The 14,188-nt window shown below is 47.3% G+C and carries 14 protein-coding genes; 4 read left to right on the top strand and 10 right to left on the bottom strand.

Annotated features, from left to right (window positions below):
* Nucleotides 1-206: 206 nt before the first annotated feature.
* Entirely contained in the window at nt 207-416 is a 210-nt protein-coding gene (locus tag LI114_RS08695) for an excisionase (RefSeq protein WP_227220349.1), read from the top strand.
* Between the two features lie 41 nt (nt 417-457).
* Here LI114_RS08695 and LI114_RS08700 read toward each other — a convergent pair whose 3' ends face one another.
* The 3 genes from LI114_RS08700 to greA form a co-directional block, all read right to left on the bottom strand.
* Nucleotides 458-901 carry a GNAT family N-acetyltransferase gene (locus LI114_RS08700; protein ID WP_227220393.1) on the bottom strand — a complete coding sequence of 148 codons (444 nt, stop codon included), beginning with the start codon at nt 899-901 and terminating at the stop codon, nt 458-460.
* Nucleotides 902-1,096: 195 nt separating this feature from the next.
* Nucleotides 1,097-2,686: a lysine--tRNA ligase gene (gene lysS, locus LI114_RS08705; protein ID WP_319638300.1), complete on the bottom strand. Its 1,590-nt coding sequence runs from the start codon at nt 2,684-2,686 to the stop codon at nt 1,097-1,099.
* 25 nt (nt 2,687-2,711) lie between these two features.
* Nucleotides 2,712-3,179, bottom strand: coding sequence for a transcription elongation factor GreA (gene greA, locus LI114_RS08710; RefSeq protein WP_022126731.1), 468 nt, complete (start codon nt 3,177-3,179; stop codon nt 2,712-2,714).
* A gap of 481 nt (nt 3,180-3,660) precedes the next feature.
* Between greA and LI114_RS08715 the strand changes: the two genes are divergently transcribed.
* Nucleotides 3,661-4,380, top strand: coding sequence for an RsmE family RNA methyltransferase (locus tag LI114_RS08715; RefSeq protein ID WP_227220350.1), 720 nt, complete (start codon nt 3,661-3,663; stop codon nt 4,378-4,380).
* 287 nt (nt 4,381-4,667) lie between these two features.
* Nucleotides 4,668-4,964: a hypothetical protein gene (locus LI114_RS08720; protein ID WP_227220351.1), complete on the top strand. Its 297-nt coding sequence runs from the start codon at nt 4,668-4,670 to the stop codon at nt 4,962-4,964.
* 398 nt (nt 4,965-5,362) lie between these two features.
* Here the strand turns inward: LI114_RS08720 and LI114_RS08725 are convergent, their stop codons facing one another.
* The 7 genes from LI114_RS08725 to LI114_RS08755 all read right to left on the bottom strand — a co-directional run bounded on the left by LI114_RS08725 (nt 5,363) and on the right by LI114_RS08755 (nt 13,590).
* Nucleotides 5,363-6,790 carry a zinc ribbon domain-containing protein gene (locus LI114_RS08725; RefSeq protein WP_227220352.1) on the bottom strand — a complete coding sequence of 476 codons (1,428 nt, stop codon included), beginning with the start codon at nt 6,788-6,790 and terminating at the stop codon, nt 5,363-5,365.
* A gap of 22 nt (nt 6,791-6,812) precedes the next feature.
* Nucleotides 6,813-7,514, bottom strand: coding sequence for a zinc ribbon domain-containing protein (locus tag LI114_RS08730; RefSeq protein WP_227220353.1), 702 nt, complete (start codon nt 7,512-7,514; stop codon nt 6,813-6,815).
* Between the two features lie 20 nt (nt 7,515-7,534).
* Nucleotides 7,535-8,806: a hypothetical protein gene (locus LI114_RS08735; protein ID WP_227220354.1), complete on the bottom strand. Its 1,272-nt coding sequence runs from the start codon at nt 8,804-8,806 to the stop codon at nt 7,535-7,537.
* 34 nt (nt 8,807-8,840) lie between these two features.
* Nucleotides 8,841-9,992 carry a carboxypeptidase-like regulatory domain-containing protein gene (locus LI114_RS08740; RefSeq protein ID WP_227220355.1) on the bottom strand — a complete coding sequence of 384 codons (1,152 nt, stop codon included), beginning with the start codon at nt 9,990-9,992 and terminating at the stop codon, nt 8,841-8,843.
* 53 nt (nt 9,993-10,045) lie between these two features.
* Nucleotides 10,046-11,392: a S8 family peptidase gene (locus LI114_RS08745; RefSeq protein ID WP_227220356.1), complete on the bottom strand. Its 1,347-nt coding sequence runs from the start codon at nt 11,390-11,392 to the stop codon at nt 10,046-10,048.
* Nucleotides 11,393-11,499: 107 nt separating this feature from the next.
* Entirely contained in the window at nt 11,500-12,633 is a 1,134-nt protein-coding gene (locus tag LI114_RS08750) for a hypothetical protein (protein WP_227220357.1), read from the bottom strand.
* Between the two features lie 15 nt (nt 12,634-12,648).
* Complete coding sequence (locus LI114_RS08755; RefSeq protein WP_227220358.1) at nt 12,649-13,590, bottom strand: hypothetical protein; 942 nt, start codon at nt 13,588-13,590, stop codon at nt 12,649-12,651.
* A 144-nt stretch (nt 13,591-13,734) separates the two neighbouring features.
* Between LI114_RS08755 and LI114_RS08760 the strand changes: the two genes are divergently transcribed.
* A complete protein-coding gene (locus tag LI114_RS08760; protein ID WP_022126724.1) occupies nt 13,735-13,944 on the top strand; it encodes a helix-turn-helix domain-containing protein in 210 nt (69 codons plus the stop codon).
* Nucleotides 13,945-14,188 lie beyond the last annotated feature (244 nt).

Genomic DNA, 14,188 nt, shown 5'->3' on the forward strand with positions numbered 1-14,188 from the left:
GCTGCTTAACTTCAAATCCTTGCGGTCAATGTGTCAAGTTTTATTGACAAAATCAAAAGCCTAAAAAGCCTAAAAAGCCTAAAAAGCCTAAAAAGCGTGAACCGGGCATGTTCCCGCTACCAAAACAGTATGGAGTCTGGAACAAACGGAAAAAGCAATGATTTAACTTATACATTATTTTCAAGATACCAAGGAGGTAAGCAATTATGGATATGGTCAGAGAAAGGGAACTCAACGTCCCTATATTTCAAAAGCAAAACCTCACTATCGAGGAAGCCGCCGTTTATTCAAACATCGGTCAGCACAAGCTGAGAGAACTCACGGCAGACGAACGCTGTCCGTTCGTTTTGTGGGTGGGGAACAAAAGGCTTATCAAGCGCAGGCAGTTTGATGAACGTACAAAAAATGCCCTTTGAGAAAAGATTTCTCCTCTCTCAAAGGGCTTGAATGAATTAGTTTATAGGTTTCTTTGAAAAATCACCATATCCACCAACTTGACTCCGCATTCAAATATCGGGCGGTCGTAGTTATCCGTAAAAAAGTTCGGTATGATATGAGAACGAACAAAACCGCACTTTTCATAGAACGGAACCGTCAGAGGGCTGTCGCCTGTTCCGACCTGTAAAACGGAATATTTGTCGGCATACTCTTTAACAATAAAACCAATCAGAGCTTTGGCATAGCCTTTGCCTTGATATTCGGGAACGGTTGCAATATTCTTTATCTCAAGGATACCGTCGCCTTCATCGGTGACGACACATTCAGCTTTCACGCCGTTATCGTCAAGTACATACATAGAGCCTCTTTTAAGATAACGGTCTATCATATTCTCTTGTTCATCTGCCAAAAGCAATAATGAAAGGAATTGTTTTTTATTTTCTTTGATTTTCCGAATCTTCATAGCAACCACTCTTTCAAATTCCATTTTAGACTTTCATCATACTTTTGAAAATGGGCAATCCCGATTGGGACTGCCCATATATTTTGAAAATTATGCGATTTTTTAGGCTCTGCACCGTTTCAAGCACCGATTGGCGTAAAATTGGCGTAAGCCGTCGGTTAGACCTGCTGAAAACCCCGCAAGATCAAGGGCTTATCACTCCAACGTCTTCATCGTAGGGAACAACAGTACGTCCCTGATAGCCGGCGAATTGGTCAGCAGCATTACTAGTCTGTCTATGCCGTAGCCTATGCCGCCTGTCGGGGGCATTCCTATCTCCAGCGCTCTCAGGAAATCTTCGTCCGTGTGGTTCGCTTCCTCGTCGCCCTGCTTTAACGCTTCCTCCTGCGCCGCAAATCTCTCTCGCTGGTCTATCGGGTCGTTAAGCTCGGAATATGCGTTGCACATCTCTCTGCCCGTGATGAAAAGCTCGAAACGCTCTACATAGTCCGGATTCTCCGGCTTCTTCTTCGTCAGCGGCGAGATCTCTATCGGGTGATCCATGATGAACGTCGGCTGTACAAGGTGCTCCTCTACATATTCTTCAAAGAATAGGTTCAGTATGTCGCCGCGCTTGTGGCGCTCTTCATACTCTATGTGGTGCTCCTTGGCCAGCGCTTTCGCTTCCTCAGTGTCCTTTACCTGCGCGAAATCTACGCCCGAATACTTCTTTACCGCGTCGATCATCGTCATGCGCTCAAATGGCTTGCCGAGGTCTATCATAACGTCGCCGTAGGGTACGCAGGTAGTGCCGCATACCTCCTGCGCTACATGGCGGAACATATTCTCCGTCAGATCCATCATGCCGTAATAGTCGGTGTACGCCTGATACAGCTCCATCAGCGTGAACTCGGGATTGTGGCGCGCGTCTACGCCCTCATTTCTGAATACTCTGCCTATCTCGTAAACTCTCTCTAGTCCGCCTACGATAAGGCGCTTCAGATACAGCTCCAGCGATATTCTCAGCTTTACGTCCTCGTTCAGCGCGTTGTAGTGCGTTTCAAACGGGCGCGCCGCCGCACCGCCTGCGTTGGATACCAGCATGGGCGTTTCTACTTCCATAAAACCCTGTCCGTCAAGATACCTTCTTATAGAAGATATTATCTGCGAACGCTTGATGAATGTATCCTTTACCTCGGGATTGCAGATGAGGTCGGTGTATCTCTGGCGGTATCTTGTGTCCTGGTCTTTCAGTCCGTGCCACTTTTCGGGCAGCGGCAGCAGGCTCTTTGAAAGCAGCGTTATGCTCTTAGCGTGTATAGAGATCTCGCCCATCTTCGTTCTGAAAACAAAGCCCGTTATGCCCACGATGTCGCCTATATCGCCCTTCTTGTACTGGTCGTAAGCTTCCTTGCCTACCTCGTTCATGCGCAGATATACCTGCACCTTGTCAGATCTGTCGCGCAGATCGAAAAAGCTCGCCTTGCCCATAAGTCTGCGTGACATTACTCTGCCCGCCACGCTTACAGTCATCCTGTTTTCCTCGAGCAGCTCTTTCAGCTTCTCTTCGTCGCCGCCCGCCTGCTCGGTAAGCTTCTGCTCCAGCGCTTCGTACTGCTCTTTAGCTTCAGCCGCGTGCGCAGTAACGTCAAACTTGGTTATTTGGAAAGGATCTCTGCCCTTGGCCTTCATTTCCTCGAGCTTATCCATTCTTATCTTCTTTAATATATTTATATCCTGCTCGGTCTGCTCAGCAGCCTCGCCCTCTGCATTCTCAGCGGCGGGCTTGGTATTTACTTCGCTCATAGATGTAAAACGTCCTTTCAAATATTTACTTCGAGATCTCGAGTACCTCAAACTTCAGAAGTCCTGCGGGGGCTTCTACTTCAAATACTTCGCCTACTTTCTTTTTCAGCGCCGCCTTGCCTATGGGCGAGTCGTCAGAGATCTTGCCGTTATCGGGATCAGATTCGGTAGAGCCTACTATCTGAAGAGTTTCCACCTCGTCAAATTCCAGATCGCGTATTTTCATTATAGAGCCTACCGAGATCTCGTCTACGGAAATATCGTCGTCGTCAACTACTACCGAGTTTTCGATGATATTCTGCAACTCGTTTATGCGGGCTTCGAGAATAGCCTGCTCGTTTTTGGCTTCGTCGTACTCAGCGTTTTCGGAAAGGTCGCCGAAAGAGCGCGCCTCTTTAAGTTTCTGCGCTACTTCGCCTCTGCGGACGGTAATGAGATAATCAAGGTCAGCTTCCAGTTTTTTCTTACCTGCTTTTGATACTGTATTTGCCATATGAATACTCTCCTCTGAAAAATTATTATCTAAATTAGGCGCATAACCTGCGCGTGCATACACATATATTATAACATATCCCGCGGGATTTGTAAAGGGGTAAGCGGGCGCATTTTGTCAGTATTTTTGGGCAAAAAAACCCCCGTCGGGTAAGGACGGGGGCCAAAAAATAAAAAATTATAGGGGAGAAGCCGACAGATTGCTCTGCCGTGCTGTATATATGAAGGCTTGGGGTAAAAGCCTACATACCATAAATGAAATGCTGCGCCGAAAAGTTATCCTCAGGGGTCTTACGCCCCTTGTCCCTTTCGACAATTATATGATACCCTACCATTGTGATATGCGTGTGAAAACTTATCGTTTTTATTATGAAAATTATTGAAGATTTTTTGAAAATATGATATACTGTTTGTGGAAATTAAAATTGAGTTAATTATATTAAGCCGCGTTCACACAGCGCGCCACGAAAGGAAATATTTGTATGCCTAGATTTTTCACCTCCCGTATAGATGGTTCTCACGGTCTTGTTACCGGCGAGGACGCGCGCCATATAGCCCTCAGCCTGCGTATGAAAACGGGCGAAGAGGTCACACTATGCAATAACGGTGTAGACTACCAATGCGTTTTGGAGGAGATAACGCCCGAAAACGTGACCTGCCGAGTGCTGCGTACAGAGCCATGCCAAGCCGAAGCGGACGTGCGCCTGCACCTATTTCAAGCCATGCCGAAAGGCGAGAAGGCAGAGATAATAGTGCAGAAAGCGGTAGAGCTGGGCGTTTACGACATTACGTTCGTGCTGACCTCGCGCTGCATATCGCGGCCGGACGAAAAAAGCTTCGCCAAAAAGCTGAAACGCTACGCCAAGATCTCGCTAGAAGCGGCAAAGCAGTCGGGGCGGGGGATAGTGCCGCAGGTGTACGGGCTTATCACCCTATCGCAGGCGGTGCAGAAGCTTAGCGAGTGCGACAGCGCGGTATGGTGCTACGAAAAGGGCGGCGTGCCGATGGCGAAGCTGGGGCTGAAAAGCGGCAGCGAGATAGGTCTGCTGATAGGCAGCGAGGGCGGTTTTTCCGAAGAAGAAGCCGCGCGAATATCGGCGGCGGGCGTGCAGCCCGTGGGGCTGGGCAGGCGTATACTGCGCTGCGAAACTGCTCCGCTGGCGGCGGCGGCGATAATCATGAACCTCACGGGCAATATGTGATTTGCAGATTTGTAAGTATGTAACAAATTTGAAATTGCCGCAAATTGGAATTTGTATCGGCTAAATTGCTGTTTATCTTTGAGTGCAATTGTGCAAGTTTCACAAAAAAAGGTTTAAAGAATTTATTTTTTTGAAAAATACTTGATTTACAGCGCAAAACGTGGTATAATAAGACCAATGAAACGAAGCCGATGTTTAGAACGCGGCAGGCTTTTCACGAGCCGCTGAGAGCCGCAGGCGAGGCTTCCGTATCAATTGTGTAAAAATCAGACAAGGAGTTGTTTAATATGGGAAAAGCATTAAAGGCTGCTGCGGCAGTTGGCGTTGCCGCTCTCGGCGTTGCCGCTGCGATAGCATATAAGAAGCATAAAGAGCTTGAAGATTACGATTACGAAGAGTTAGACGACGATTTTGACGACTGCTGCTGCGATGATTGCTGCGACTGCGGCGAAGAGCAGGAAGCTGAAGAAACTGCGGCAGACGTTGCTGACGAAGCAGATACTGCCGAAAAGGCAGACGCGGCTGACACCGCCGAGGAAGAAAAGGCTGAGGAGAGCGCTGAGAGCGAGCCCGAAGCTGAATAATTTTCGCATTCCCGAAATTTTTTCTTTTTCATACTTTCCTTTTTGAGAGACCGCTTATTCGTTAGGCGGTTTTTCATTTATGCAGAAAATTTGCCGACCGAGTTTGTCCGCGCTGATAAACGGTCGGCGTTTTTGTTTGACGGTTTGACGGTTTGACGGCGATTGTCACGGGGCACAGTCAATAAAGTTATTTGTCAAAGATGGCGCAAACTCCTGCAAATGCTATGTGTTTTCAATCTTGACAGGCGTAAAAGCTGTCAATGATGGAGAAAGGCGCTTTCAAGTTTGACAAATAAGAATATTGTCCTAGGGGGAGAGTTTGCGCAGTTGGTGTTTTGAGCGGGTGAACATAACGGCATAAAGCCCCCTCGATTTCTGATTTCGGGGGAGCTTTTCTGCTACTGCACGTTGTGCATATCGCCGCTGTTGTCCATATAGAAATAATTGTCGGGCAGGATAAATACTAAGTACGCCGCGCCGCCCGAGGGGCTTTTCAGCGTTTCCTCACCGCCGCCGTCGGTGTTCATGCTGCATATATTGCCGTTCTTATCGGTGAAATACAGCCTGCCCTCTGTATAGTTGGTGTGCTTAGTGTAGCCCGAGCGCAGCTTTTTGAGGTCTGAGCCATCGTAAGCCATGCTGTAAAGCGAGCGTTTATCGCGGTCGGCGGAGAAGTACACCCTGCCGTTCGCCGCGCATATGTCGGAGCAGGGCGAAGCGTAAAGCGTCTGCATACCGCTGCCGTCCAGCGCCATTGACTTTAGGCTGTACTTATCGCCGTTGTAATCGCAGAAGAATATCAGGTCATCGCAGATGTTCATATACCAAGCGCGGTTCGCCGCCAGCACGGTGAAGTCCCCGCCGTCGGTATCCATACGGCATATCTCGTACCCCGCGCCGCCCATATCGGCTGAGAAATACAGTCTGCCGCCGTAGAGGGTAAGTTCGTAGCTGTACTTTGAGCAAAGCACCTCGTACCCGCTGCCATCGGTGCGCATACGGCAAACGGCGTTGTTTTCGTCCACCGATGTGAAATACAGCCAGCCGCCGCTGACGTTTAGGTAGTACACCTGCGTATCGAGCAGCTTTTCTTCGCCCCCGCCGTCAGCGCGCCTGCGGGTAAGCGTGCCGCACGAGCTGTAAATGTATTCGCCGTCAGACACCGCGTATCCGCCGTTGACGATATTAGACTTGCCCGACCGTGCCGCCGCCGCGCTTTCGTCGCCTGAGGGCTGAGGAGCGGTCTGAGGCTGAGTGGTTGTGGTTTTTTTGGTGGTCTTTTTGGTGGTTACAGCCGCTTTCGGCGCAGATGTCTGCTTAGCCGTCGCCGCCTTTGTCTGCTTCTCGGTCTGCGCTTCCTGCTTCTGCGCGGCAGCAGTGGTGGTCTGCGCGGGCTGTGTGGTCTGTGTGATCTGCGCTGTTTGAGCCAACTCCGCGCTTTCGACCTGCGCTTCCGTTTGCACCTTTCTCCCGCCCGACCTCGTGAAATGTATTATCATTCCGCCGATAACGCCTACGACTATCATGCCCGCCAGCGTTAGCGAGAGCACTATCGCGTAAAGGCTCTTCGGCACTTCTTGCCCGCGGGCAGCAGGTTCGCTCGGCGGGGGAGCGTACCTCGGCGTGTCGTACGGCTCAAACTGCTCGTATGGCGCGGGGTCTTCGGCATACTGCGTGGCGTAGCGGTCTGTCTGCTCGGGCTGCTCTTGCTGTTTGGGCTGTTCTGACCGCACCACCTCAGCGCCGCAGCTCGGGCAAAACTGTGCTTCGTCAGTAAGCCTGCGGCCGCAGTTCATACAGAAGATGTTTATATTTTTCGTGTTCATATTTTAATATACCGCCGCCAAATCATTTGTACGCTCTGTATCTCGTGCGGGCAAGTATGTAGCCGATGATGCCTATTATCTCCATCACGAAAAACGCCGTGTTTCCCGTGAATACCTGCACCAAACTATCCGCCTCAAGCTCCGCCGTGACGAGCACGTTTATCAGCTCAAGCACGCCAAAAAACAGCAGGTTCGCAAAAAATACCGCGAGGTTCGCCGAGTATGCGTTTTTAAAATACTCCGCCCTCTGCCCGCTGTCGGAAGCCGATATCCGCTGTAGACATTTCACGATAGAAGCCAGCGCAAGTATAGCCATTACTGCGTAAACGATGATGATGACGTACGAAACTACCACGATAGTCTGCTCGTCGCCATCTAGGTCGCCATACTCGCTCGCCTCGCCCGTGATGTCTTTTATTATGCTGAACATCTGCGAGGGCGAAAAGTCCTCATCGCCGAAAAGATAATCGACGTTGAAAAGCTTGATGAATGGCGAGATTAGCATTACCACCGCGCACACCAGCGAGAGCACCATTGGTATCATATCGCCGTTCTGCGCGGGCGCTGACTGCTGTGCACCGCCCATATAGGGCTGTGCGCTCTGCGTGTTCATATTTTCATACTCGCCCGCATTCTCTCCATTCGTCTGCGGCATTACCGCGCCGCACTTATCGCAAAACTTTGCGCTGTCTGCCAATTGATTTCCGCACTTCGGACAAAACATTTTTCATCACTCCATTCAATTCAATATCCCTGTATCGCGCTCGTTATGTCGTAATATGTGTAAGTTTCGCCGTCGAGCGCACACTTCGCGGACGACTGGTCGAAAGCCGCCGCGAGCTTCTTTTCGTACACTCCCCTCGGCACTTGCGCATCGTTTATGTAGTATTCGTAATAGTCCTGCACATCGCCCGTACCTGTATATGCACCGTCAGGCAGATAATATTTTCCGCTGAGTTTCAGTTTAGGCTTGCCGCCGCTTATCGTGTAAACATCGTCAGTAAAAGAATCCATATGTCCGCTGTTGTACTTGAATATTCCGCCCGCTTCAATATAGTAAATGCCCGAGCTGTTGCCGCCGTGTATCTCTGAGACCTCGCCGTCGGCATACGTCAGCAGACCCGAACCGCCCGCGCCGAAGCCCGAATCGTAAAATACCTCAGGCACTTCGTCGCCGTCAATATCAATTATCGCGAACTGCGAAACCTCGAAAAACATAGAAGAATCGCTGAAATTTTCGGCTATCGTATTATCTATGTAGTCGATATACGCCTGCTTCCATTCGCCGCTGTCGACGGGTTTATCTTCAATGGCAAACTCCTGCGAATCGCTGTCGTAATCAAGTTCAAGCTGTACCCAATCGTGATAGCCTTTGCTGAAATCGTTGTATGTGGTATAGGCGTGTCCGTCCTCCACTGTAAAGCCTTGAAGTTCGCCCGAAACCGCCAGCTCCTGCATCTTGCCGTTTTTTACGGAAAAAAGATATGTTACCGAGCCAGAGCCGCCGTTGTGGGTGTTTATCGCAAGATACTTCTTTCCCTTAAATTCCACCAGCGAATCATAGTTTACGTTATAATTCGTTCCCCAAAATTCATCTCGCATAAGGCTGACGTTTCCATCACGGTCTACGGCGTATACCGCGGTTATTGTTTCGCCGCCTATTATTGCGTAAGCCTCCTTAGTACCATCGCCGTCGTAATCGTCATAGTACCACTTGCTCGCCGCCGCGCCCGCTTCGGCTTCCAGCTTTTCTTTCAGTTCGTCCTCGGAAAGGGCTGGGGACTGCTCTTTCAGTCCCAGCGCTTCGTCAAGCTTATCCTTAGCCGTATCAGACGATTCGGACTGCTTAGTGGTCTGCTGACCCTGCCCGTCCACCAACTGCTGAGAGCCGTTTTGCGCGGTAGCAGCCGCAGTTTCACGCGAGGGGGTGTCGTCATTTTCAGTACTGCCGCAGGCGGAGAGGGTGAGGGTGAGAGCCAATGTGAAGAGTAATATTTTAGATCTATTTGCAGACATTTGTTGTTACCTCCTTTTATTTCATCTGATACACTTAGCTTGCTAAATTATTCAGCGCATTTATCATATTGTCAAATACATATGCGTTGTCGTCAGTATCGGTAAGACTATACTTATTAAATGATTTCACAAGAGCCGCTTTTCTCTCCGCCTTGCTCAATCCGTCATAGCAGTTAGATATAGTAGACGCAGCACCGTCATTCATCCCGCCTTCGTAATAAACCTCGTTCTTCATAGTCCATGTGCATGGTATAGTTCCTATGCTGCTTATTGAGAAAGTATAATTATCCTTTTTATCGTTCAGATACGCGATAAGTCGGCTTTTTGAGATCTTTTCGGTACTGGAATCAAGATAAAAACTATCTTCAACATCTTCAAATCTATCGTCCGATGTATATCCGCAAAGCATCTCCTCGCTGTATTTTCCGCCGCTGAAATCCATTTTTATAATATTTCGAGCTTGCAGATCCGGAAATGTTCCGCTGTATGTATATATGTGTTCTCCCGTTTTCCTATCTTTCATTATCATCGCATCTATATATCCCAGTCCCGGATTAGGGGCGTAGTTTGCGAATACGCTCGCCGAGTATTCCCTATCCGGGTCATTAGCGTTTACAATATGTTTTAGCTTTCCATTGTCCGTAACTTTAAAATAATCATAATTGATACCGCCCTGAGCCTGCTGAGCCAAAGCTCCGCCCACTATAAACTCGGGATCTCCATCAAAATCAATGTCTTCAAACCAGCAATAAACGTTGTCTGTCGAGCCTATATATGAATTATTCCATTTGTCCAGCCACATATCTTCATTATCCATTACCGCTTTAGCATACTTTTCGGCTTTGGTAAGATTTTTCTTTAGCTTGATGTAATCCGAAAGATAATTTACCTCTCCGCCGCTTACAGATACCTCTGTACCGGCTTTCTGATAACCGCTCTTTGTAACGCTAAGCTTATAATCGCCAGCAGCGAGCAGCAGCTCAAAATGTCCGTAGCGGTCGGTTTTCACGGTAGTTTTGTCAGATTTGTCGGCTTTGTTCACAGCCGTTACAACAGCGCCTTTAAGCTTTTTATTGCTGCTGTCCGTGACCCAGCCCATAACTTCGCCATACAGCGGCTCTGCAACAGGGCCGCCGTTTTCTTTCTTTTCCTTGAATGCCCATTCTACGGCCTTAAAGCAATCCACCACCGGATAATCCTTTTTTGAAGCGTCGGTAACAGACCCGCAGACTATCTCTTTTACCTTCTCACCGGTAAGGGTATTATCAATGCTCCAAACGTCAGCGCATACGCCCGCAACGGCGGAGCAGCCATGGAAGTGCCCATTTTATAACCATATGTTCCAGTATAATTCTCTGCTTTAGCTATATTCTCCATGTCTGGGACAGTAGAGAATATTCTGCATTTTTCAATTCCTCCCGGAGCATATATATCACAATTAAGATTTGAATAATATGATCTTTTTAAATTTACATCTACAGCTCCTACAACAATTATCCTTGATGAAACTTTTTCAAATTTATTATTTGCTTTTATGTAATTCAGAGTAGAAGCATATTTAGAATCTACATTTTTGGTATTTATCGTTTTTCTAAAATCTTTTTTCTTTATTTCAACAGCATTATTCGAATCATTTCCCGCACATGAACAAATAACAAAGTCATATCCTTTATCTATTAGTCTATTAAGGAAATCTCCAAGCAAATTTGCTCTGTCTTCCAAATCAGCTAATTCTGCTTCCTTTTCTTTTTCATTTCCATATTCAACTAACACGCCGGATTCGTCACCATATGAACAGTTTATCACCTTTACATTTCTTAATATCAATTCTGAAAAATAAATTTTTTCCATCATTGAAGAAACGGCATTTTCTGAGTACTTATCCTCATATATATCTTCCGTTTTTTTGGCTGAACCCCAAAACGATACCCCATATAAAAGTGAGTTTCCATATGGATATACACCGCAAATACCCTCTTTATTATTGCTTTTTGCAGCCATTATTCCGGCAACGTGTGTTCCGTGGGAAAGAATATCTTCTGTTTTAACATTTGTATCTATATCTCTATCCTCATTGCTGTTTGCTCCATTCAAATAGAACACACCATTATCTGCAAAACCAAGATCCTCGTGTTTTGTATCAAAACCTGTGTCTATCAATCCGACTTTGACTGGCTCGATATTATCTTTTTTCAACTCCATTGATTTCCAAGCCATTGGGGCATTTATTGCTTTCATATTCCACAATTTATCATCCGCAGAAAGTTTGACTTTGTTTTTTAATGGATCATATCCTTTAAGAAAATCATCGCTCCATTCTTTTCCCACATTTACATCATAGTCTACGCTTTCGCTGCCGATATTGCTTACATAATTCACATCTGCTGACACTATGGCTTCTTCCTGCTTCACCTGCTCGGCAAGCTGTTTAAGCTCATCAAGGGTCTTTATGTCTGAAAGCTGCCACTGATAATCGCCCGTTTGCTCTATTTCACCGACTATCTCTGCGCCGTATTTTTCCGCAAGCTCTTCTATGTAGCTTTTTGCAACGCCGTCCTGCGCAACTACCAGCAGCTCATCATCCATAAACTGAACCGCTTCCGAACTGCCTATATGCTCTTCATCTACGGCTTTGCAATACAGCTCGCCGATGTTGTTTTCGTCATACGTCTTTTGCTCAGTATTCATGGGTATCACAGTATTGCTAGATGTATCGGCGGCACTGTGGTCGACCACCACCGCAGGACGCGTCCACAGTGATAATGCCCGAAAACGCCGCCCGAGGGGTCGCTCGTCCACTGCACTGCAAACCCGTCGCTGCCGTTGAGCTGTACCCTCAGCACTATAAAATATCCCGCGTCGGCGTTGTCGCAAAGCGCCTGAGCTATCTTTTTCGCGCCGCCCTCGCTGATACTTTCGGGGTCGCTGGCGTCATACACCTTGTCTGGCGTTACCTGCCAGCTTTCATCGCAGCTGCCCGAAAATACGCTGTCCATCGGGTAGCCGCAAGTTTCGGCGTCCGCCAAATTCTCAGCCAAAGCAACATAAGCCGTCTTGCTGTTGCTGTTTGCGGTTTTCAGCTGCGATTTTTTATCGTACTCGGAATCACCCGAGCCGTTCTCAGCGTCAAATTCGCTGTCTGCTTCTTCCATTTCTTCGAGCGTTACGGTGTCGGTACCGTTAAGAAAAGGCAATAGCTTTCCATCAACGTTGAGTAAAATGAAGCCAAAAGACAAATATCCCATATTGTTCTCACATTCCATTACCATCATCACAAATGCTGTGGTACAGTAAGAATATCCGTCGGGAGCATCCTCTTTTTCTTCCTGCAAATACACTTTCATTATTTTGTTTTGTTCCAGCAGCTCGCTCCTTACACTTGCGCTTTCAAAAGTATCGCGGTCATCGTCAAGATTCTCCTGCATATCGCTCTCGGTATCTTCAGGCTCAAGCTCTTTCAACAGCTCAAAATTTGATGCTTTTTTGTAAGCCTCAAAATCGTCAGCCGCTATCGCCTTAGCCAAATTCATGCAGGAGTTTACATATCTGTCGAGCTGCGCCTTATCGGTGTTTACGCCATCGCCGAGTAAGGTCTTGTATTCGTAGTCGGTGTTTATCTCGATATCCGCATCGTCTGCTGCCGCGCCGCCTGCAATAACGTCCATTACCGACTTTTTGGAGTCTGAAGCGCTGTTATCGCCCGCGCCGGCGCTTGCAGAGCCTGCGTTGTTTTTGCTGTGTTTTTTGCTTGACAAGCCGCTGCTTCCGCACCCCGCCATGCTAAGCGCGATGACTGCCGCGCATACCGCCGCTGTTAATTTTTTCATAGTCTTTACCTCCGTTTATTTTATTGTGACGCTGTCCATCATTACAAAGCTTGCGCTCTCAGTTTTTTGGCACTGCTGAGTCAGCACCGTATCTGTACCGAACCATATATCCATGTAAAATTCGTCCTCGCAGCCGTCATATATCTTTATTTCCGTTACGCGCTGTTCCAGCTTTTCCTCCGTAAGCCCGCTGCTTTCGGCGTACTCGCAGAATGAATCGAACGTTTCTTTAAGCTCGCTGTCGGTCATGTCCTCCTCGCCGATAACGGAAAGATCTATCGTACTTTTAAAGGTATCAAAGTCCTTACGGCATATAGCCCTCGCCTGCTTTTTGGAAGTTTCGGCAAGTTCGCTTACTTCCTCTGTCTGAAGATATACCGTGTCGTCGGTTATATATTTGTAATCGGTGTTTATATCGTTGTTGCCGCTCGATATATATAATTTTCCCCACTCAGGTTCGCCCGAGGTGTGGTCTTTCCATTCGATGGAGTATGGGTATTGCCCAAACACAGTGCTGTTTTCGTCGGCTTTCCACTGCACCGCGTATGTATCGTTGCCGCCTATCTGACATTTTATAATGATAAAGCAGCCCTTGTTATCAAGCTTGTCTGCGATCTTCTGCGCGGCGCTGTCATCTATGCTTTCAGCGGCGTTGTACGTTTTATCCGCGCTGAGTTTGTAGTCGCCCTCGCCTTTTCCTTCAAGCAGTTTTGACAATGAGATACCGTTCACTTCGGCATCGGCAACTATTTCCGCAAGACAATTATAAACTGTTTTTGTCTTGCTGTTCGCCGTTTCAAGATCTTTGCTTGTTTCAGTGCCAATTATCTTTCCAACAGCCGATCCATCAGAATTACTGTCTTTATCTTTGCTCCTGCTTCCGCTGTCCCCGCTTCCGCACCCCGCCATACTAATTGCGATGACCACCGCGCATACCGCCGCTGTTAATTTCTTCATAGTTTTTACCTCCGTTGTATCAGTATATTTGCATTTATTTGCGTGCAAGATAATTATAGCATTTGTATGAATGCAAATCAAGCCTTTTACGCGCTATATGTGATAAAATCTACATAATAACTAAATAGCTAAGGAGCAGTTTGTATGTATTTTTATCAGCGTATACGCGATATGCGCGAGGATAACGACCTCTCGCAGGAAAAAGTCGCAAAGATCCTCGGCATCACCCGCCAGCAGTACCAGCTTTACGAAAGCGGCAAGCGCGAGATACCCCTTCACCTCTTTATCCAACTCGCAAAGTTCTATAAGGTGTCCGCCGATTACCTCGCGGGTATCGAGACCCACCACGGCTGACCCCCTGCCCTCTTTTATTCTACCATTTTTCGACACGTCTTTCAATAATTGCGGCGAAACTTGCATTTTTACGGCGAAATTGACACATATCGAATATTTTATTAATACTTTTACTCTTATATTTTCCAATTTTCTTGGTTTTCCCCTTGAAAAATCTTAATTTCTCCTTATCTTCATTGACATCCACGCTTTGAGATGTTATAATTTATTCATAAAACAAAAGGCAACTCAAACGTTACTGATA

The organism is Ruminococcus sp. 210702-SL.1.03 (assembly GCF_020559915.1).
In the GTDB taxonomy this organism is placed as follows: domain Bacteria; phylum Bacillota; class Clostridia; order Oscillospirales; family Ruminococcaceae; genus YE71.

What these genes read in the sequence shown, in the direction of transcription:
- LI114_RS08735 (WP_227220354.1), bottom strand. Translation starts at nt 8,806, where the DNA reads ATGTCTGCAAATAGATCTAAAATATTACTCTTCACATTGGCTCTCACC.
- LI114_RS08730 (WP_227220353.1), bottom strand. Translation starts at nt 7,514, where the DNA reads ATGTTTTGTCCGAAGTGCGGAAATCAATTGGCAGACAGCGCAAAGTTT.
- LI114_RS08760 (WP_022126724.1), top strand. Translation starts at nt 13,735, where the DNA reads ATGTATTTTTATCAGCGTATACGCGATATGCGCGAGGATAACGACCTC.
- greA (WP_022126731.1), bottom strand. Translation starts at nt 3,179, where the DNA reads ATGGCAAATACAGTATCAAAAGCAGGTAAGAAAAAACTGGAAGCTGAC.
- LI114_RS08725 (WP_227220352.1), bottom strand. Translation starts at nt 6,790, where the DNA reads ATGAACACGAAAAATATAAACATCTTCTGTATGAACTGCGGCCGCAGG.
- LI114_RS08745 (WP_227220356.1), bottom strand. Translation starts at nt 11,392, where the DNA reads ATGGATGATGAGCTGCTGGTAGTTGCGCAGGACGGCGTTGCAAAAAGC.
- LI114_RS08755 (WP_227220358.1), bottom strand. Translation starts at nt 13,590, where the DNA reads ATGAAGAAATTAACAGCGGCGGTATGCGCGGTGGTCATCGCAATTAGT.
- LI114_RS08700 (WP_227220393.1), bottom strand. Translation starts at nt 901, where the DNA reads ATGAAGATTCGGAAAATCAAAGAAAATAAAAAACAATTCCTTTCATTA.
- LI114_RS08750 (WP_227220357.1), bottom strand. Translation starts at nt 12,633, where the DNA reads ATGAAAAAATTAACAGCGGCGGTATGCGCGGCAGTCATCGCGCTTAGC.
- LI114_RS08720 (WP_227220351.1), top strand. Translation starts at nt 4,668, where the DNA reads ATGGGAAAAGCATTAAAGGCTGCTGCGGCAGTTGGCGTTGCCGCTCTC.
- lysS (WP_319638300.1), bottom strand. Translation starts at nt 2,686, where the DNA reads ATGAGCGAAGTAAATACCAAGCCCGCCGCTGAGAATGCAGAGGGCGAG.
- LI114_RS08695 (WP_227220349.1), top strand. Translation starts at nt 207, where the DNA reads ATGGATATGGTCAGAGAAAGGGAACTCAACGTCCCTATATTTCAAAAG.
- LI114_RS08715 (WP_227220350.1), top strand. Translation starts at nt 3,661, where the DNA reads ATGCCTAGATTTTTCACCTCCCGTATAGATGGTTCTCACGGTCTTGTT.